Here is an 18,807-nt window from a genome sequence, read left to right as displayed (position 1 = left end):
CGCCCCCGCTCCGCCCTTTCAACCCGGACCAGCCGGTCGGATCGGGGGCTGACTGGCAGAGCAAGCCGGCGGGCAGTGTCGCATTTCTAAATGGCTGGCGACGTCGCAGCCCTATTCAGCTTTGACATTGCATGTGGTCGGGCGGGTTCAAGGATGACATGCGACCCTCTTTCCAACGTTTGCGCAAAGCGCGCCCTCGCCACTTGCAGCACGCCCCTGGCGCTCAAGCCGTCCCAAACGCGGCACGCTCTTCCATGTAGGCCAATGGATCAGGTTCGTCTTTCATCATCGTCTTTCGCCAGGCTTCCTGCTCGGCGTTGATCAGCGCCAATTCCCAAACACAGGCAATGGCCGGTCTCCTTGCAGCATCCATCGGCTCAGAAGCCGTATAGAGCTTCCGATAGTTGCGCTGACACAGAACCGAACCTTGTATCCACCAGTGAGCCGAGATGGAGATGCCGAGGCTGCCGGGATGGACGATGACAAAGCCGGGGCCATTGCTATCGCCCTCAGCCGCCGCGCGCGGAATGACGTCCTGTCGGACGAATGACTGAGCCAGCGTCACCATCGCGTCATCGATGCGCCTGCAATCGGCGGCAAGGCCATAGGCTTTGAGGCCGCCGATGTTCCAGTCGCCCAGGGTAGAAACATCACGTGGGCGGTAAATCTCGATCGTTCCGGCATTCATCGGCGCTCCCATCGATACATTGCCTCCCGCCACCTTGGGTGGTGACATTCGGAGAAAAACGACGAACTGCCAAGCGGTCGGCAAACGTTAGCGTCGCATCGCGTGGAGAAGCTCAACCGGGAGCCTAACCCGGCTCAGCGCCTTTCCGCATGGCTGCCTCCATTGGGCGAGCCTGAATGGTTGGAAGGCTCCGCATAGCTGAGGTCGCGCATGTCAGCGGGCACTCGGCATTCCCCTACCCGCATTAGGTGCAATCATCGCCTTGACAAAAAAATCTGTCAAGGCGATGATTGCACCATGCTCGATCTCGATGTCATAGACGCGCCGGCCGCCGCCGCACTTGCCCTGGAGCCGATCAAGGCCCGTTTGCTGGCGGAACTTGCCGCGCCCGCATCGGCTGCCGCGCTGGCTGTGCGGGTGGGGCTGACGCGCCAGAAGGTCAACTACCATCTGCGTGCGCTCGAAGAGCACAAACTGATAGAACCGGCAGAGCAACGCCGCTGGGGCGGGTTGACCGAGCGCCTGATGGTCGCAACCGCCACGTCCTATGTAGTTTCGCCGGCGGCGCTGGGGCCGATTGCTGCCGACCCCGGGCGGAGCAGCGATCGCCTGTCTGCGAGCTATCTGGTCGCACTGGCGGCCCGCATGGTCCGTGAGGTCGGCGGACTGCTGCGCAGCGCCCGCACGCAGGACAAGCGCCTGGCAACGCTGTCGATCGACACCGTGATCAACTTTCGTTCGCCTGCGGAGCGCGCCACCTTTACCGCCGATCTCGCCCAGGCGGTGAGCGCGCTCGCTGCGCGCTACCACGACGAAGGCGCGCCGGACGCCCGGCCGCACCGGCTCATCATCGCCTCCTACCCTGGGCCGAGCGACGAGAGCGCAGCCAAGGGCGAACCCGACGACACCAACTCCTGAAAGGATAACCCATGCCGATCAAGAAGGATGGCAGCGGAAAGCGCTGGGTTGAAATGAAACTGATCGTGCCCGGCTCGCCCGAAGAGGTCTGGCAGGCGATCGCAACCGGCAGCGGCAACAATGCCTGGTTCACCAAGACGGAAATCGATGAGCGGGTCGGGGGCAAGATCGCCTTCGACTTCGGTCCGAACGGCAGCTCGACCGGCGAAGTGACGCATTGGGAGCCGCCTGCCCGCTTTGCCTATGTGGAACGCGAGTGGAGCGAGGGCGCGCCGCCGGTCGCAACCGAAATCACCGTCACGGCGCGTTCCGGCAATCGTTGCGTGCTGCGCATGGTGCATTCGCTGTTCACAGCGAACGACGACTGGGACGACCAGTTGGAAGGCTTCGAGGGCGGATGGCCGGCGTTCTTCGAGATCCTGAAGATCTATCTCGCACATTTCGCCGGCGAGAAGGCGGTCAGCAGCTTCGCCATGGTTTCAACCGGGGAACCGCAGGCAAGTGTCTGGGAACGCCTGACCGAAGCGCTGGGACTTGTCGGCGCCAATGTCGGCGAGGAGCGCAGCACGCCACCACGGCCCGAACGCCTTGCCGGCATCGTCGAACGGGTGCAGCAGGACACCAAGCAACGCTATTTGCTGCTGCGCCTGAAGGAACCCGGCGCCGGCATCGCGCTCATCGGAAGCTACTCGACCGGCGAAGGCACCAATGCCAGCATCGCGCTCTATCACTATGGAGACGGTGCCAAGTCGCGCGCGAAAGGCAGCGAGCCGAAATGGCAGGAATGGATGGCGACAACGTTCAACTAGATCGCCCATTGGCAGCGGGCGCCTCGCCGCCGCCAGCCTGCGCACGCCATTACGCGGACATCACCAACTTATGATATCTGATATCTGACTTTCATATCGCCAGGCAACAAATTGAATTAACACGATTTACATAGACAGATCTGAGCAACTATCTGAAGCTGCCACCAAAGCTCCTGTTTCCAAAAGCCGCGACTGTCCTATGGTCTTTCATTGCGGCTATGGAGATCGACGATGTTCAGGAGCTTTGCGATTGCCCTCGGTATGGTGGCACAACTGGCAGCCGCGACTGCCGCTTGTGCGGAGGAACCCGTCGATACGGCGCGAACGATCATACGGGAACAGATCACTGCCTTTCTGCAGGATGATGCGGAGACCGCCTACTCCTTCGCTTCACCCGCGATCCGCGGCAAGTTTCCCGATAAGGAAAGCTTCTTCGAGATGGTGAAGCGCGGCTACCAGCCCGTCTACCGGCCTGGTAACTTTGCTTTTGGTCGATCGAAGGTGGTTGGCGACCAGGTGCTGCAGGAAGTTCTGATCTCGGCGCCAGACGGCAGGGACTGGACCGCAGTCTACGAACTCGTGAAGCAGCCGGATGGCAGCTACAAGATCAACGGCGTGATGATTTTGCAGTCGGCGTCGGGACCGGCCATCTGAGACACCGGTCCGCTGGCGGCCATCAAACCGGGGGAAGGTCCCCTCGCCGCCAGGTTTCCTGCGTTTCGGCCATGAAGTCAGCGAAGCGACCTTCTTCGATCGCCAGGCGAATTCCGGCCATCAGTTCCTGATAGTAGGCCAGATTGTTCCAGCTGAGCAGCATTCCGCCGAGCGATTCGTTCGAGCGGATCAGATGGTGCAGATAGGCACGCGAATAGTCGCGCGTCGCAGGGCAAGAGGATTGCTCGTCGAGCGGGCGCATGTCTTCGGCGTGGCGGGCATTGCGCAGGTTGATGCGGCCGTGGCGCGTGAACGCGAGGCCGTGGCGTCCCGAGCGGGTCGGCATCACGCAGTCGAACATGTCGATGCCCTCGGCGACCGACCGCAGGATGTCGTCTGGCGTGCCGACGCCCATCAGGTAACGGGGCTTGTCCACCGGCATGATCGGGCAGGTAATGTCGAGCATGCGCAGCATCACCTCCTGCGGCTCGCCGACGGCGAGACCGCCCACCGCATAGCCCTTGAGATCGAGGCCCTTCAGCGCTTCAGCCGAGCGTTCGCGCAGCTTCGGGATATCGCCGCCCTGCACGATGCCGAACATCGCCTTGCCCGGCTGGTCGCCGAAGGCGACCTTGCAGCGCTCGGCCCAACGCAGCGACATTTCCATCGCGCGCTCGATTTCCTTTGGCTCGGCCGGCAGCGCCACGCATTCGTCGAGCTGCATCTGGATGTCGCTGTCGAGCAAGCCTTGAATCTCGATCGAGCGCTCCGGCGACATATGGAAGAGCGCGCCATCGACGTGGCTCTTGAAGGTGACGCCCTGCTCGTCGAGCTTGCGAAGGCCCGCCAGCGACATGACCTGGAAGCCGCCCGAATCCGTGAGGATCGGGCCCTGCCAGCGGATCAGGCCATGCAGACCGCCGAGCCGCGCGACGCGTTCGGCGCCTGGGCGCAGCATCAGGTGGTAGGTATTGCCGAGAATGATGTCGGCGCCAAGATCCTTCACCTGGTCGAGATACATCGCCTTGACCGTGCCGACGGTACCGACGGGCATGAAGGCCGGTGTGCGGATCGTGCCGCGCGGCATGGACACTTCGCCGCGACGGGCCTTGCCGTCGGTCTTGTGTAGCTTGAACTGGAAGGTCTCGGTCATTTAGTCTTTCCGGAAAAGCAGGCTGGCGTCGCCATAGGAATAGAAGCGGTAGCCGGTTTCGATCGCGTGCGCGTAGGCCGCGCGCATCGTGTCCAGGCCGCTAAAGGCCGAAACCAGCATGAACAGCGTTGATTTCGGCAGATGGAAATTGGTCATCAGCATGTCCACCGCGCGGAAGCGGTAGCCGGGCGTGATGAAGATACCCGTCGGACCGGACCAGGACTTGACCGTGCCGTCTTCCGAGGTGGCGCTTTCGATCAACCGCAGCGAGGTAGTGCCGACGCAGACGATGCGCCCGCCCCTCGCCTTGACGGCGTTCAGCCTCTCGGCGGTCCGGGCATCGACGTGGCCGATCTCCTGGTGCATCACGTGGTCGTCGGTATCATCAGCCTTGACCGGCAGGAACGTACCCGCGCCCACATGCAGCGTCACGAAGTGGCGCTCGATGCCGGCCTCGTCGAGCTTGGCGAAAAGACGGTCGGTGAAATGCAGACCGGCGGTCGGCGCCGCAACGGCGCCCTCCTCTCGGGCATACATGGTCTGGTAGTCGGCGCGGTCCTGCGCATCCTCGGCGCGCTTGGAAGCGATGTAAGGCGGCAAGGGAATGTGGCCGACCGCCATGATCGCCTCGTCAAGCGAGGGACCCGAGAGATCAAAGCGCAGCGTCACTTCGCCGGCATCGCCCTTTTCCTCGACGGTCGCGTCGAGCGTTCCGAGAAAGCAGCTTGAGCCACCGTGGCCGAAGGCAATGCGGTCGTCGACCTTGAGGCGTCGTGCCGGGCGGGCGAAAGCCTTCCAGCGGTCGGGTGCGACCCGCATATGCAGCGTCAGCGAAACTTGCGTCGCGATCTCCTCGCCGCGGCGGCGGATGCCTTCGAGCTGCGCCGGGATCACCTTGGTGTCGTTGAAGACAAGCGCGTCGCCTTCCCTCAGGAACGACGGCAGGTCGAGCACGCCCTTGTCCGCAAGAACGTCGGCGCCATCGGGGCGCACCACGAGCATACGGGCGCTGTCGCGCGGGCTTGCGGGCCGAAGCGCAATCGAAGTTTCCGGGAGGTCGAAGTCGAACAGGTCTACGCGCATTGTTATCTTCAGACAAAAGCAAACCCGCCCCGGCGCAGTTGGCGACCGGGGCGGGTTCGTGCATTAGCGCAAATCAGGCGTCTGCGGCAACCCGCATCGTGACGATCGTATCGGGATCGCGCACCGGCTCGCCGCGCTTGATCTTGTCGATGTTGTCCATGCCTTCGATGACCTGGCCCCAGACAGAGTACTGCTTGTTGAGCCACGGCGCGTCGGTGAAGCAGATGAAGAACTGCGAGTTGGCCGAGTTCGGCATCTGGCTACGGGCCATCGAGCACGTGCCGCGAACGTGGCTGACGTTCGAGAATTCGGCCTTCAGGTCCGGCTTTGAGGAGCCGCCCATGCCGGCGCGGGCCGGGTTGAAGTGCTCGCCGCCGGTCTTGCCGTACTGCACGTCGCCGGTCTGGGCCATGAAGTCCTCGATCACGCGGTGGAATACCACGCCGTCATAGGCGCCTTCGCGGGCCAGTTCCTTGATGCGGGCGACATGCCCCGGAGCGACGTCGGGCAGAAGCTCGATGACGACTTTGCCCTTGGTGGTCTCCAGGATGATCGTGTTTTCCGGATCCTTGATCTCGGCCATGGGTTTTCTCCTTCTGTTGATTTTACTTGCCGACCTTGACGCTGATCATGCGGTCGGGATCGGTGACGGAGCCGTTGTTGGCGTCGTCGCCGAGCTTGATCTTGTCGACATTCTCCATGCCGGAGACGACCTTGCCGACGACCGTGTACTGGCCGTTGAGGAAGTCGCCCGGGGCGAACATGATGAAGAACTGCGAATTCGCGCTGTTCGGGTCCTGCGAGCGAGCCATGCCGACCGTGCCGCGTTCAAACGGGACGTCGGAGAACTCTGCCGGGACGTCCGGACGCGACGAACCGCCGGTGCCGGCAGCCTGCGGCTGGTAGCCGTTTTCCATGTCGCCATACTGCACGTCGCCGGTCTGGGCCATGAAGCCCTTGATCACGCGGTGGAAAGCGACGTTGTCGTATTCACCGGCCGCGGCCAGCGCCTTGATCTGCTCGACATGCTTCGGCGCGATGTCAGGCCTGAGTTCGACGACGACCGGACCATCCTTGAGCGTGATGGTGATGAAGTTGTCGGCCGCTTGCGCAAGCGCCGTGCCCGTGAAGGAGGCAAGCGCGATGGCGCCGGCAAATGCGAGGTGGAGGATTTTCATGGTTTCTCCCTGCGTGGTGAATTTGGGGCCGCCCGTCAGGTACGGCGTTTGGCCTGCAGTGCTTCGTAGACGGACTTGGGCACGAAGGCACTGACGTCGCCGCCCATGGCCGCGATCTGGCGGACCAATGTGGCCGTAATGGGCCGTGATGCCGTGCCCGCCGGCAAGAACAAGGTCTGGATATCCGGCGCCATCTGCCGGTTCATCCCGGCCATCTGCATCTCGTAGTCGAGGTCGGTGCCATCGCGAAGGCCGCGCACAAGCAGCTTTGCGCCGCGCTCTCGCGCCGCGTCGACGACCAGATTGTCGAAGGAAACGACATCGATGTCGCCTGCCCTGTCCGGCAGAAATTCCTGGAGCGAGCGGCGGATGAGCTCGGCGCGTTCGTCGAAGGAGAAGAGTGGTGCTTTGCCGGGGTGGATGCCGATCGCGACGATGACTTTCGCCGCCACGTTCAGCGCCTGCACGAGCACATCGAGATGCCCGTTCGTCATCGGATCGAAGGAGCCGGGATAAAATGCCGTGGTCATCGCACCTGTTTCCGTTTGGTGAAGCCTTTTGTCACGGACGGCGACAGATCGCAAGAGTTGTACGGCGGTTGACCCTGTTCCCTGGGAAACAGCGGGACAGAAAGAATGAATGCTAGATGAATGCCATGTTCAACGGTGCTTCACAGCAAAGACGTTAAGTGTAGTGCCAGTAACAACGGAACTTTTTTGAACGTACTGCCGTTTAGGATGCGAAAGGATTACGGCTATGGGACTTGCTCTGTTTTCGATGGCGATGTTTTTCGCGATGATCTTTGCGACGATACATGGACTGCGCAACGAGTCCCGTGACCGGCGCGAGCGCTACGCGACCCAGAAAATCTTCCGTTGATGGAGGGCACTATGGCCACCCTATTCATGATCGCGGCAGCGGTCATTAGTCTCGTATTCTTGATCGACTTTGCCCGGACGATACGCGACCTCCAGCGCGATCGCCAGGGTTCGGAACGGCTCGACGGCTTCAACGTCTAGCAGTTCCAAAGCTTCGTAAAACGAAGCGTGGTAGTAAGCGGCCGTCGTTCCCTTCCCCTGAGGCGACCGCCATTGTAAGCCGGACGGCATCCCCTGCCCGTCCGGCTTTTTCTTTTCTCTTCTTCGCCCCAAGTCAGGCGCCCTTAGCGGCAGCCTTCGCCGTGATCTCGCCGAGCATCCGGAAGAAGCGCCAGTTCAACAGCACCGCGGCGGCTGCAAGCCCGAGGACGAAGCCGAACCACACGCCGATCCCGCCGAAATTGAAGGGAAAGGCAAAGAGCCAGGCGCAGACGAAGCCGATCGGCCAATAAGAAACCATCGCCAGCAGCATCGGCACCTTTGTGTCCTTCAGGCCGCGCAGCATGCCGGCGGCGATCGCCTGCATGCCATCGACGAGCTGAAACGCACCGGCAATGACAATGAGCGGAGCCGCGAAGGCAAGCACCGCCGCAGCGTCCGGACGGGCTGTGTCGAGATAAAGGGCAGCCAGTTGGCTGGGGAAGAATGCGAAGATGGCGCTGCCGACAATGGCAAAGCCGGCGCCGAGCACCAGCGAAGCGATCGCCGCGCGCCGAACGCCCAGGAGGTCACCGCGGCCATAGGCAAGCCCGACCCGCACCGTGGCGGCCTGCGCAAGCCCGAGCGGGATCATGAAGGCCATCGAGGCGAATTGCAGCGCGATGCCGTGCGCCGCAAGCTCGACCGTGCCGATCGTGCCCATCAGCAGCGAGGCGACGGTGAACAGGCTGACCTCGGCAAGGATCGTCAGCGAAATCGGAATTCCGAGAAAAACGACTTCGCGGAAGGCGACCCAGTCGGGCCGCCAGAAGCGGACGAAGAGTTCGTACTGGTTGAGTTCCGGCTTGGTCTTGATATAGCCGATCGTCAGCGCAGCGCCGAGCACGGCAACGCCAAGCGCTGCGACCGCCGCACCGAAGATGCCGAGTTTCGGGAAGCCGAAGTGGCCGAAGATCAGCACGTAGCAGAGCGCGGCATTGAGCACGAGCGTCGCCAGCGTGACATAGAGAATGATCCCTGCCCTCTCCAGGCCGCTCAGGAAGGCCCTCAGCACCATGAAGATGAGGCCGGGGAAGATCGCCCATTGCGCGATGCGGACATATTCTCCTGCAAGGGCTGCGACCTTGGGCTGCTGGCCGGCAAATAGCAGGATCGGCTCGGCCATCCAGAGGATCGGCGCGGTCAACAGGCCGTAGAGCATCACCACCCACATGCCCATGCGCACCGAGCGGCGCACCGAAACCTTGTCGCCACGGCCGACGGCCTGTGCTGCCATCGGCACCACCGCATTGGCAAATCCGTTGCCGAAAACATAGACGGTGAAATACATCTGGGTCGCGAGGATGATCGCCGCGAGCTCGGTGGCGCCGAGCTTACCGACCATCAGGACGTCCGTCGTGTTGATCGCGAGCTGCGCAAGCTGCGCACCGATGAACGGCACGCCCAGACAGAAGCTCGCGCGATAGTGCGTCCGCCAGGAATTGTCGGTCGTCAACGGTATCGGGCTCGCATTCGCGGTCAGCATGGCAGATTCCTGGCAGTCAATGCGGCTCCGGGCCGCAACCGAAGATCGGGGGGAGGAATCCGGAAATAGAATACCGTCGGGCAAAGAGCCAGCCGCAAGGGCGAGGTTGCTCAAAGTTTCATCGATAGATCACGAAAATTGATCAATTTCCGTGCAATCGTGGCCGCTCCATCGCCTCTGGCTCGTCCGGCGCTACGGCGTCGGCCGGCCCGACATTCTCTGCGCCTTGCGGTCCGACCGCCCTGCTTCTCGGTATCTTCAGGAAGAACACGATAAGCGCGCCGACGAGGAAGCAACTGGCGAGCGCATAGGGCGCGCCGGCAAAGGCGACGGGCGCGGCAGGGCTGGTGAAATAACCGAAGGCCTGGGTGAAGATCAACGGACCGATGATCGTGGTGATGCTGCCGATGCTGGTCAGCGCGCCCTGAAGCTCGCCTTGTGCCGACGACGGCACGTGGGCCGCGGCGATACTGCGCAGCGGCGGATCAGCGAGGCTTTCGAGCGCGGTCGCGATGATCACCGCATAGATCATCCACCCCTGCCAGGCGCCGGCATAGCCGATGGCTCCGAGCGTGGTGAAGGTCAGGCCGAGCACGGCCGTGCGCCACTCCCCAAGCCGCGGCACCACGCGCGGCAGGATGACGGCCATGACGAAGGCACCGCCGATACCGAAGATCCCGAGCGAAAGTCCGATCTGCCCCTCGCTCCAGCCGTAGCGGTAGCTGGAAACGAAGGACCAGACGGCCGGATAGACCGAATGGGCAAGCCAAAAGAGAAAGAACACCAGCCCCACCCAGCCGATGCCGGGGTAATTGCGCATCTGCTTGAGGGCGCCGAGCGGGTTGGCGCGTTTCCACTCGAAGCGGCGGCGGTTGGCGCTGTCGAGCGTCTCGGGCAGCAGGAATACGCCAAGGATAAAGTTGACGAAGGACAGCGCTGCCGCGCCGTAGAACGGGACCCGCGGGCCGAGTTCGCCAAGCAGACCGCCAAGCACCGGCCCGAGCGCGAAGCCGGTACCAAAGGCAATGCCGATCAGCCCGAAATTCTTGGCTCGGTTCCCGTCATGACTGATGTCGGCGATGTAGGCCGATGCCGTGCCGAAGCTGGCGCCGCTGACGCCGGCGAGTACACGACCGATGAACAGCATCCAGTAGCTGGTGGCGAGCGCGCAGATCAGGTTGTCGAGCGCGAAAGTGAAGACGGATGCGAGCAGCACCGGGCGGCGGCCGAATCGATCGCTGAGATTGCCGATCAGCGGCGCAAAGAGAAACTGCATCGCCGCATAGACGAGCAGCAGCCATCCACCATCGATCGCCGCCTCGCTGACATTGGCGCCGGTCAATTCCTTAAGATAGGCCGGCAGCACCGGCACGATGATTGCGATGCCAATGATATCGAGAAACAGGATGAGGAAGACGAGGAACAGGCCGCGTCGCACAAATTTCTCGTCGCGCATGCGATCCCTCCCCGGCGGCCTGCCCCGGGAAAAGAGACAGAACGTGAACAACGCTACCAATTTAGGTGTAACGGATCATTTCGCACGAAACAATCCGTGAACGTCTCAAATTTTCTGATGGGACTATCGCAATGGTTGATAGGTCGAGCGATCTACAGCCTATGCCTCAGCGATGATCCCGCCGCTGTTCGCGCTTCAGGAAGTCCACGAAGGCACGCAACGCCGCCGGCATATGCTTGCGGCTTGCATAATAGAGAAGCGGACCGGAGAAGCTCGTCGTCCACGCCTCAAGGATGAGCATCAGGCGCCCTGCGGCCACCGCGGGCGCGATGAATTCCTCGAACGTCCGGATCACGCCAAGGCCGTCGATGGCCGCCCCGAGTTCGAGATCGATCGTGTTGGCGGTGACGACGGCTGGCGGCGCGATCGTCAGCGCCGCCTCGCCCTCGCCGAACTCCCAGGGAAGCGAGAAGCCGCTGGCGAAGCGGTGGCGAATGCAGGCGTGTTCAAGCAGGTCGCGCGGATGGCCGGGCACGCCGCGCCTTGCGAGATAATCCGGCGCTGCGGCGGTGACATAACGCTGGCGGCTCGGCCCGATCGGGATCGCGATCATGTCGCGCTCGACGCGTTCCTCGTAGCGGACGCCCGCATCGAAACCGGCAGCGAGGACATCGACGAAACCGTCCTCCGCCGTCACCTCCAGGGAAATTGCCGGGTGCTCGCGCAAGAACCGGCCGATGATCGGTGGTAGAATTTCGCGCGCGACGATGGTCGGAACGTTCAGTTTTAGCGTTCCCGCCGGACTGTCGCGCATCTCGTTGACCTGATCGAGCGCACCGGCGATCTCGCCAAGGGCCGGCGTCAGCCGATCGAGCAGCCGCGTGCCCGCCTCCGTCACGGTGACGCTGCGGGTCGTGCGGTTGAGCAGGCGCACCTGCAGCTTCGCTTCAAGGCGGCGGAGCGCCTCGCTCAGCGCCGACGCGGAAACGCCGCGCTTCTTCGCAGCCGCGCGGAAGCTCCGCGCCGCGGCCACTGCGGTGAAGGCATCGAGATCGGCAAGCGGCAAGTCGTCCATTGTGCGGAATTTCGTACAAGTCGTTCGATTGAGATCGGATTATCGCACGGCATCGGACGAAGTAAACAGGAGACCGAGCAAACGGCCGGCTGGTTTTCGGCCTTGTCGAAGGAGAACGAAGATGGATTACGTTTCACTCGGAAAGACCGGTCTCTCGGTTTCGGCGCTCGGCCTCGGTTGCATGGGCATGTCCGGCATGTACGGCCCTGCGGACCGGGCCGAAAGCATCGCCACGATCCATGCAGCGCTGGAAGCCGGCATCACGCTGCTCGACACCGGCGATTTCTACGGCATGGGTCACAACGAGATGCTGATCGGCGAAGCGTTGAAGGGCGGAAGGCGCGACAGGGCGCTGCTGAGCGTGAAGTTCGGCGCCCTGCGCGATGCCGCCGGCAACTGGTTGGGCTACGATTGCCGGCCCAAGGCCGTTCGCAATTTTCTCGCCTACACGCTGCAGAGGCTCGGCGTCGACCATATCGACATCTATCGTCCCGCCCGGCTCGACCCGGATGTGCCGATCGAGGACACCATTGGCGCAATCGCCGATCTGGTGAAGGCGGGTTACGTCAGGCATGTCGGCCTCTCGGAAGTCGGATCAGAAACCATCCGGCGTGCGGCGGCCGTGTATCCGATCGTCGACCTGCAGATCGAGTATTCGCTGATTTCGCGCGGCATCGAGGATGAGATCCTGCCGACCTGCCGCGAACTCGGTATCGGCATCACCGCCTACGGCGTCCTTTCACGCGGGCTGATCAGCGGCCATTGGCAGAAAGGCGCGGCCGGCAAGGGCGATTTCCGCGCCATGAGCCCGCGGTTTCAGGAAGGCAACATCGATCGAAACCTCGCCCTCGTCGAGGCTTTGAGACGAATCGCCGAAGGCAAGGGCGTGTCGGTGGCTCAGACCGCGATCGCCTGGGTTGCGGCCAAGGGCAAGGACATCGTGCCGCTCGTCGGCGCGCGGCGGCGTGATCGACTGGCAGAGGCCCTGTCGTCGCGCGACGTCCATCTCAGCGCAGACGATCTGACGGTGATCGAACAGGCAGTGCCGAAGAATGCGGCAGCCGGCGCGCGGTATCCAGAAGCCCAGCTCGCCCACATGGACAGCGAGCGCTAAGCCACAAACGAAAGGGCCGGCAGACAAGCCGGCCCTTTCGAATGATTCTGGTTCAAAGAAATCAGGCTGCGCCCGAGAAAGTATCACAGGCCGTCATCTTGCCGCTGTCGAAGCCGCGCTTGAACCAGCGCATGCGCTGCTCGGAGGTCCCGTGATTGAAGCTCTCGGGAACGACATAGCCCTGCATGCGCTTCTGCAGCGTATCATCGCCGATCTGGGTGGCCGCGTTCAGCGCCTCTTCAAGGTCGCCCTGTTCGAGCAGGCCCTTCTGCTGGGTGTACTTGCCCCAGACACCGGCGAAGCAATCGGCCTGCAGTTCGACGCGCACCGACATCTGGTTGGCTTCGGTCTCGCTCATCGACTGGCGCATCTGGTTGAACTTCGGCAGAACGCCGATCAGGTTCTGGACATGATGGCCGACCTCATGCGCGACGACATAGGCCTGGGCGAAATCGCCGGCCGCATCGAACTTCTGCGCGAGTTCGTCGAAGAAGCTCATGTCGAGATAGACCTTGCGGTCGCCCGGGCAATAGAACGGCCCGGAGGCAGCCGAAGCAAAGCCGCAGGCAGAACGCACCTGGCCACGGAAAAGCACCATCTTCGGCTCTTCATACTGCTGGCCGTTTGCCTGGAAGATGCCGTTCCAGGTGTCTTCAGTCTCGGCGAGCACCGTCGCCATGAACTGCTTCATTTCCTCTTCCTGAGCGGATCCGCGCGGTGCCGGCGAACCATCGCTCTGCTCGAAGCCCGGCATCTGCACCTGGCCGCCGCCGCCTTCCAGCACCTGCAGCATGTCGATGCCCATGGCCTTGAGGATGAAATAGAGCACGACGAGGAAGATAATCGTACCGAAGCTCATACCGCCTCCGGCGCGCCGCATGCCGCCGCCACCGCCTGGCATGCGGAAACCGCCCCCCCGCCCAAACGGGTTGCCGCCACCGGGGCTCGCGCCGCGCTGGTCTTCGATATTGTCGGATTGGCGGCGGCCCTTCCATTCCATGATCTGTCCTCCCCGGCCTCTGAAAGGCGTTGTCGGTCTGCTCTTTTATAAGACGGCCCTAACGTCGTTGTAAAACGCAATCGCGCCCCGTAAGTTCGCGATCTCACCAATCTTTTTGACAAGGCGGACACTTCGCCAAGGCGCTGCCGGCAGCCGGGCCGCCGGCCCGACCGGCCGCCCTCTCTTGAACAGCCGCGCTCGCCTTGACGCAAACCTGCTTTGCGGCTCCTATGCCCATGCGGACAGGACGAGGAGGCAGGGCGATGAAGGCATTGCGGCTCGAAGGTATCGGTCAGCTGCGGGTCGCAGAAGTGCCAAAGCCCCTGCCCGGCCCGGACGATCTGCTGGTGCGGGTCGAAGCCTGCGGCATCTGCGGCACGGACCGGCATCTGCTGCACGGCGAATTCCCCTCCAGCCCGCCGGTGACGCTCGGCCACGAATTCTGCGGCATCGTCGAGGCGGTCGGAAGCAGGGTCTCCGATATCGCAATCGGCGCGAGAATCACCGGCGACCCCAACATCGCTTGCGGTATCTGTCCGCAATGTACCGCGGGGCGCATCAATCTCTGCCGCAATCTCCGGGCGATCGGCATCCATCGTGATGGTGGTTTTGCCGAGTACGTGGTTATGCCCCGCAAGCAGGCCCATGACATACCACTGAGCCTCGACCCCGTTCATGGCGCCTTCTGCGAGCCGCTCGCCTGCTGCCTGCATGGCGTGGATATGGCGGGCATCCGCGCCGGCTCCTCCGTCGTCGTCCTTGGCGGCGGTGTGATCGGCCTACTGGTCGTGCAGCTCGTCCGCCTCGCCGGCGCAACGACGGTCATTCTTTCCACACGACAGGCGGCAAAGCGCCGTCTTGCCGAAGAGGTCGGCGCAACGGCGACGGTCGATCCTTCCTCTACCGATATCATCGAACAGATCGCCGGTGACACCGGGCTCGTTCCCAGCGGGGTCGATGTCGTCATCGAATGCGCCGGCGTTGCCGAAACCGTCATGCAGTCGACTCGCCTTGCCAGGTCCGGTGGCACCGTCGTGATCCTCGGCGTCATGCCGAAGGGCGAGACCGTGGAAATCGAACCGTTCGACATTCTCTTTCGCGAACTGCGGGTGCTCGGATCCTTCATAAACCCCTTCGTCCACCGCCGTGCAGCAGACCTCGTCGCCTCAGGCGCCATCGAGATCGACAAGTTGATCTCGCGGCAAGTGACGCTCGGCGAAGCAGCCGACGTCATTGCGCATCCGCCGGCGGCCGGAGAGGTCAAAGTTCTCGTCATCCCCGGCCGCCCCTGACATTCCCGGCGTTGTTTCGCCGCGCGCGAAGCGCGCTGCATGGCCGGAGGTGCGCAAATATGGCTGGTTCCTGTCGATTCCGGAATTTTCGGGGTTTCGCTTGCAGAAACATTTGCCTATAAGCCGCTTCTAGCCTGAAAAGACCCATCAATGCGTGCCCGGCCGGTGACCCCCCACCTCGGCCGGTTTTTCGCGCAGCTAGAAACGGATGATCGACCATGCCGAAGCGCCAAGATATCAAGTCCATTCTTATCATCGGCGCGGGGCCGATCGTCATCGGTCAGGCTTGCGAATTCGACTATTCCGGCACCCAGGCCTGTAAGGCGCTGAAGGAGGAAGGCTACCGCGTCATCCTCGTCAACTCCAACCCGGCGACGATCATGACCGACCCGGGTCTGGCGGACGCAACCTATGTCGAGCCGATCACCCCGGAAGTCGTCGCCAAGATCATCGCCAAGGAGCGCCCGGACGCGCTGCTGCCGACCATGGGCGGCCAGACCGCGCTCAACACGGCGCTCTCGCTGCGCCGCATGGGCGTTCTCGACCGCTACAATGTCGAGATGATCGGCGCCAAGCCGGACGCCATCGACAAGGCCGAAGACCGCGCCCTCTTCCGCGAAGCCATGGCGAAGATCGGCCTCGAAACGCCGAAGTCGCGGCTGGCGAATGCCACCGACATCAAGGACCATGACCGCAAGACGCACGAGGCCGAGCGCGCCGAACTGAAGAGCCGGCTTTCCGGCGCCGAGCTCGACAAGGCGCTCGATGACCTCGAGAACCAGTGGAACCTTGGCGAAGGCGACCGCAAGCAGCGCTACATGAACCACGCGATGGCGATTGCCGCGCAGGCGCTTGACGATGTTGGCCTGCCCGCCATCATCCGTCCGTCCTTCACGCTCGGCGGTACCGGCGGCGGCATTGCTTATAACCGCACGGAATTCTTCGACATCGTCGGCAGCGGTCTCGATGCGTCGCCGACCACCGAAGTGCTGATCGAAGAATCGGTGCTCGGCTGGAAGGAGTACGAGATGGAAGTGGTCCGCGACACGGCGGACAACTGCATCATCATCTGCTCGATCGAAAACATCGACCCCATGGGCGTGCACACCGGTGATTCGATCACCGTTGCGCCGGCGCTGACGCTGACCGATAAAGAATATCAGATCATGCGCAACGCCTCGATCGCGGTTCTGCGCGAGATCGGCGTTGAGACCGGCGGCTCGAACGTGCAGTTCGCCGTCAATCCGAAGGATGGCCGTCTCGTCGTCATCGAAATGAACCCGCGCGTGTCGCGCTCGTCGGCCCTCGCCTCCAAGGCGACCGGCTTCCCGATCGCCAAGATCGCGGCGAAGCTCGCGATCGGTTACACGCTCGACGAACTCGACAACGACATCACCGGCGGCGCAACCCCGGCCTCGTTCGAACCGTCGATCGACTACGTCGTCACCAAGATCCCGCGCTTCGCCTTTGAAAAGTTCCCGGGCGCCTCGCCGGTTCTGACCACCGCCATGAAGTCGGTCGGCGAAGTCATGGCGATCGGCCGTACCTTTGCCGAATCGCTGCAGAAGGCGCTGCGCGGCCTCGAGACCGGCCTTACCGGCCTCGACGAAATCGAAATCCCCGACATGGACGAGAACGGCGATGGCCGTAACGCCATTCGTGCGGCGATCGGCACGCCGACGCCGGACCGACTGCGCATGGTTGCGCAGGCGCTGCGCTTTGGCATGAGCGAAGCCGAGGTTCACGAGGCGAGCAAGATCGACCCGTGGTTCATCGCCCAGTTCAAGGCGATCGTCGACATGGAAGCACGCATCCGCGAGCACGGCCTGCCTGCCGATGCCGAGAACCTGCGCATGCTGAAGGCCATGGGCTTCTCCGACGCCCGCCTCGCAACGCTCGGCGGCAAGCGCCCGAAGGAAGTCGCGGAACTGCGCAATGCGCTTAATGTCCGCCCGGTCTACAAGCGCATCGACACCTGCGCTGCCGAATTCGCCTCGCCGACCGCCTACATGTACTCGACCTACGAGACCCCCTTCGTCGGTGCCGCCCGCTCGGAAGCAGAAGTCTCCGATCGCAAGAAGGTCGTCATTCTCGGCGGCGGTCCGAACCGCATCGGTCAGGGCATCGAGTTCGACTATTGCTGCTGCCACGCCGCCTTCGCGCTGAAGGATGCCGGCTACGAAGCGATCATGATCAACTGCAACCCGGAAACGGTCTCGACCGACTACGACACCTCCGACCGCCTCTACTTCGAGCCGCTCACGGCCGAGGACGTGATCGAGATCATGCGCGCCGAACAGGAAAAGGGCGAACTGGTCGGCGTCATCGTCCAGTTCGGCGGCCAGACGCCGCTGAAGCTTGCCGAAGCGCTGGAAAAGAACGGCATCCCGATCCTCGGCACGGCACCCGACGCGATCGACCTGGCCGAAGACCGCGACCGCTTCCAGAAGCTTCTGATGAAGCTCGACCTCAACCAGCCGAACAATGGCATTGCCTACTCGGTCGAGCAGGCCCGCCTTGTCGCTGCCGAGATCGGCTTCCCGCTGGTCGTGCGCCCGTCCTACGTTCTCGGCGGCCGCGCCATGCAGATCATCCATTCGGAAAGCATGCTGCAGAGCTACCTGCTCGACACGGTGCCGGGCCTCGTTCCTGAGGACATCAAGCAGCGCTATCCGAACGACAAGACCGGCCAGATCAACACGCTGCTCGGCAAGAACCCGCTGCTGTTCGACAGCTACCTGACCAACGCCACGGAGGTCGACGTGGACTGCCTGTGCGACGGCAAGGATGTCTTCGTCTCGGGCATTATGGAGCATATCGAGGAAGCCGGCATCCACTCGGGCGACAGCGCCTGCTCGCTGCCGGTACACACGCTCGACAAGGACATGGTCGACGAACTCGAGCGCCAGACGGCAGCCCTTGCCAAGGCGCTCAATGTCGGCGGCCTGATGAACGTGCAGTTCGCGATCAAGGACGGCACGATCTACGTGCTCGAAGTCAACCCGCGCGCTTCGCGTACCGTACCCTTCGTCGCCAAGACGATCGGTGCACCGATCGCGAAGATCGCGGCCCGCGTCATGACCGGCGAAGCGCTCGATGTCGCGATCGCCGCCTATGGCGAAAAGCCGGATCCGCGCAACCTCAAGCACATCGCGGTCAAGGAAGCAGTCTTCCCGTTCGCACGTTTCCCCGGCGTCGATACGCTGCTTGGCCCGGAAATGCGCTCGACCGGCGAAGTCATCGGTCTCGACACCGACTATGCACTGGCCTTTGCCAAGTCGCAGCTCGGCGCCGGCGTCGACCTGCCGCGCGATGGAACAGTGTTCGTTTCGGTGCGCGACGAGGACAAGACCCGGGTGTTGCCGGCAATCCGCATCCTCGTCGACATCGGCTTCAAGGTGATGGCGACCAGCGGCACGGCTCGATTCCTCGGTGAACACGGCATTGCCGCCACCAAGATCAACAAGGTTCAGGAAGGTCGTCCGCACGTCGAGGATGCGATCCGCAACCGTCACGTTCAGCTCGTCATCAACACGACGGACGGCAACAAGGCGATCTCGGACTCCAAGTCGCTGCGCCGCGCCACGCTGATGCAAAAGGTGCCCTACTACACCACCATGTCCGGTGCTGAAGCGGCTGCGCACGCAATCAAGGCTCTGAAGGCAGGCAGCCTCGAAGTGCGCCCGCTGCAGAGCTACTTCAAGGCCTAAGAAAGACCGCGGCGCGCGAAACCGTCGCGCGCCGCCGCCATCCCCGAGGGTGTGATGCGCTTCAACAGCCCGCCCCTCCGCTGAACGCCGCATGAACGACCGGTTCAGCCTGCAT

Annotated in this window: 18 protein-coding genes; 8 read left to right on the top strand and 10 right to left on the bottom strand. The window is 63.0% G+C overall.

What is annotated here, in order from left to right:
- Nucleotides 1–223: 223 nt before the first annotated feature.
- A complete protein-coding gene (locus IB277_RS07035; RefSeq protein ID WP_244546734.1) occupies nt 224–700 on the bottom strand; it encodes a hypothetical protein in 477 nt (158 codons plus the stop codon).
- A gap of 285 nt (nt 701–985) precedes the next feature.
- Here IB277_RS07035 and IB277_RS07030 point away from each other — a divergent pair, with 285 nt between their 5' ends.
- The 3 genes from IB277_RS07030 (at nt 986) to IB277_RS07020 (ending at nt 3,069) form a co-directional block, all read left to right on the top strand.
- Complete coding sequence (locus IB277_RS07030; RefSeq protein ID WP_090295482.1) at nt 986–1,606, top strand: helix-turn-helix domain-containing protein; 621 nt, start codon at nt 986–988, stop codon at nt 1,604–1,606.
- 11 nt (nt 1,607–1,617) lie between these two features.
- Complete coding sequence (locus IB277_RS07025) at nt 1,618–2,415, top strand: SRPBCC domain-containing protein (RefSeq protein ID WP_090295485.1); 798 nt, start codon at nt 1,618–1,620, stop codon at nt 2,413–2,415.
- 231 nt (nt 2,416–2,646) lie between these two features.
- Nucleotides 2,647–3,069 carry a DUF4864 domain-containing protein gene (locus tag IB277_RS07020; RefSeq protein ID WP_090295488.1) on the top strand — a complete coding sequence of 141 codons (423 nt, stop codon included), beginning with the start codon at nt 2,647–2,649 and terminating at the stop codon, nt 3,067–3,069.
- A 22-nt stretch (nt 3,070–3,091) separates the two neighbouring features.
- Here IB277_RS07020 and tgt read toward each other — a convergent pair whose 3' ends face one another.
- The 5 genes from tgt to coaD all read right to left on the bottom strand — a co-directional run bounded on the left by tgt (nt 3,092) and on the right by coaD (nt 7,013).
- Nucleotides 3,092–4,222, bottom strand: coding sequence for a tRNA guanosine(34) transglycosylase Tgt (gene tgt / locus IB277_RS07015; protein ID WP_034791366.1), 1,131 nt, complete (start codon nt 4,220–4,222; stop codon nt 3,092–3,094).
- Nucleotides 4,223–5,305 (bottom strand): tRNA preQ1(34) S-adenosylmethionine ribosyltransferase-isomerase QueA, encoded by a 1,083-nt coding sequence (gene queA / locus IB277_RS07010; RefSeq protein WP_090295490.1) that lies wholly within the window; start codon nt 5,303–5,305, stop codon nt 4,223–4,225.
- A 73-nt stretch (nt 5,306–5,378) separates the two neighbouring features.
- Nucleotides 5,379–5,888: a peptidylprolyl isomerase gene (locus tag IB277_RS07005; protein WP_034791362.1), complete on the bottom strand. Its 510-nt coding sequence runs from the start codon at nt 5,886–5,888 to the stop codon at nt 5,379–5,381.
- A 22-nt stretch (nt 5,889–5,910) separates the two neighbouring features.
- Nucleotides 5,911–6,483 carry a peptidylprolyl isomerase gene (locus tag IB277_RS07000; protein ID WP_034791360.1) on the bottom strand — a complete coding sequence of 191 codons (573 nt, stop codon included), beginning with the start codon at nt 6,481–6,483 and terminating at the stop codon, nt 5,911–5,913.
- Nucleotides 6,484–6,518: 35 nt separating this feature from the next.
- Nucleotides 6,519–7,013, bottom strand: a complete 495-nt coding sequence (gene coaD / locus IB277_RS06995) for a pantetheine-phosphate adenylyltransferase (protein WP_060517145.1) — start codon at nt 7,011–7,013, stop codon at nt 6,519–6,521.
- Between the two features lie 226 nt (nt 7,014–7,239).
- Here coaD and IB277_RS38600 point away from each other — a divergent pair, with 226 nt between their 5' ends.
- Both IB277_RS38600 and IB277_RS38595 read left to right on the top strand, forming a co-directional pair.
- Nucleotides 7,240–7,362: a hypothetical protein gene (locus tag IB277_RS38600; RefSeq protein WP_255380879.1), complete on the top strand. Its 123-nt coding sequence runs from the start codon at nt 7,240–7,242 to the stop codon at nt 7,360–7,362.
- Between the two features lie 11 nt (nt 7,363–7,373).
- Nucleotides 7,374–7,502, top strand: a complete 129-nt coding sequence (locus IB277_RS38595) for a hypothetical protein (RefSeq protein ID WP_255380878.1) — start codon at nt 7,374–7,376, stop codon at nt 7,500–7,502.
- 133 nt (nt 7,503–7,635) lie between these two features.
- On the opposite strand, the gene IB277_RS06990 is transcribed toward IB277_RS38595, so the two are convergent.
- The 3 genes from IB277_RS06990 to IB277_RS06980 form a co-directional block, all read right to left on the bottom strand.
- Nucleotides 7,636–9,045, bottom strand: coding sequence for an MATE family efflux transporter (locus IB277_RS06990; protein WP_110819786.1), 1,410 nt, complete (start codon nt 9,043–9,045; stop codon nt 7,636–7,638).
- 142 nt (nt 9,046–9,187) lie between these two features.
- On the bottom strand, nt 9,188–10,501 hold the full coding sequence (locus IB277_RS06985) for a TCR/Tet family MFS transporter (protein WP_090295496.1): 1,314 nt from the start codon (nt 10,499–10,501) through the stop codon (nt 9,188–9,190).
- Between the two features lie 166 nt (nt 10,502–10,667).
- Nucleotides 10,668–11,576, bottom strand: coding sequence for a LysR family transcriptional regulator (locus IB277_RS06980; protein ID WP_090295498.1), 909 nt, complete (start codon nt 11,574–11,576; stop codon nt 10,668–10,670).
- 121 nt (nt 11,577–11,697) lie between these two features.
- Here IB277_RS06980 and IB277_RS06975 point away from each other — a divergent pair, with 121 nt between their 5' ends.
- Nucleotides 11,698–12,690, top strand: a complete 993-nt coding sequence (locus IB277_RS06975; RefSeq protein WP_090295500.1) for an aldo/keto reductase — start codon at nt 11,698–11,700, stop codon at nt 12,688–12,690.
- A gap of 61 nt (nt 12,691–12,751) precedes the next feature.
- On the opposite strand, the gene IB277_RS06970 is transcribed toward IB277_RS06975, so the two are convergent.
- Entirely contained in the window at nt 12,752–13,690 is a 939-nt protein-coding gene (locus IB277_RS06970) for a neutral zinc metallopeptidase (protein WP_034791344.1), read from the bottom strand.
- 263 nt (nt 13,691–13,953) lie between these two features.
- On the opposite strand from IB277_RS06970, the gene IB277_RS06965 reads away from it, so the two are divergent.
- Both IB277_RS06965 and carB read left to right on the top strand, forming a co-directional pair.
- A complete protein-coding gene (locus IB277_RS06965) occupies nt 13,954–14,982 on the top strand; it encodes a zinc-dependent alcohol dehydrogenase family protein (protein WP_090295503.1) in 1,029 nt (342 codons plus the stop codon).
- 218 nt (nt 14,983–15,200) lie between these two features.
- Nucleotides 15,201–18,692 (top strand): carbamoyl-phosphate synthase large subunit, encoded by a 3,492-nt coding sequence (carB, locus tag IB277_RS06960; protein ID WP_034791307.1) that lies wholly within the window; start codon nt 15,201–15,203, stop codon nt 18,690–18,692.
- The last annotated feature ends 115 nt before the right edge of the window (nt 18,693–18,807 follow it).

The organism is Ensifer sp. ENS07 (assembly GCF_014852185.1).
Classification (GTDB): Bacteria; Pseudomonadota; Alphaproteobacteria; order Rhizobiales; family Rhizobiaceae; genus Ensifer; species Ensifer adhaerens.
Note: the sequence above shows the minus strand (reverse complement) of the source record. Positions and strands in the feature narration are given on the sequence as shown.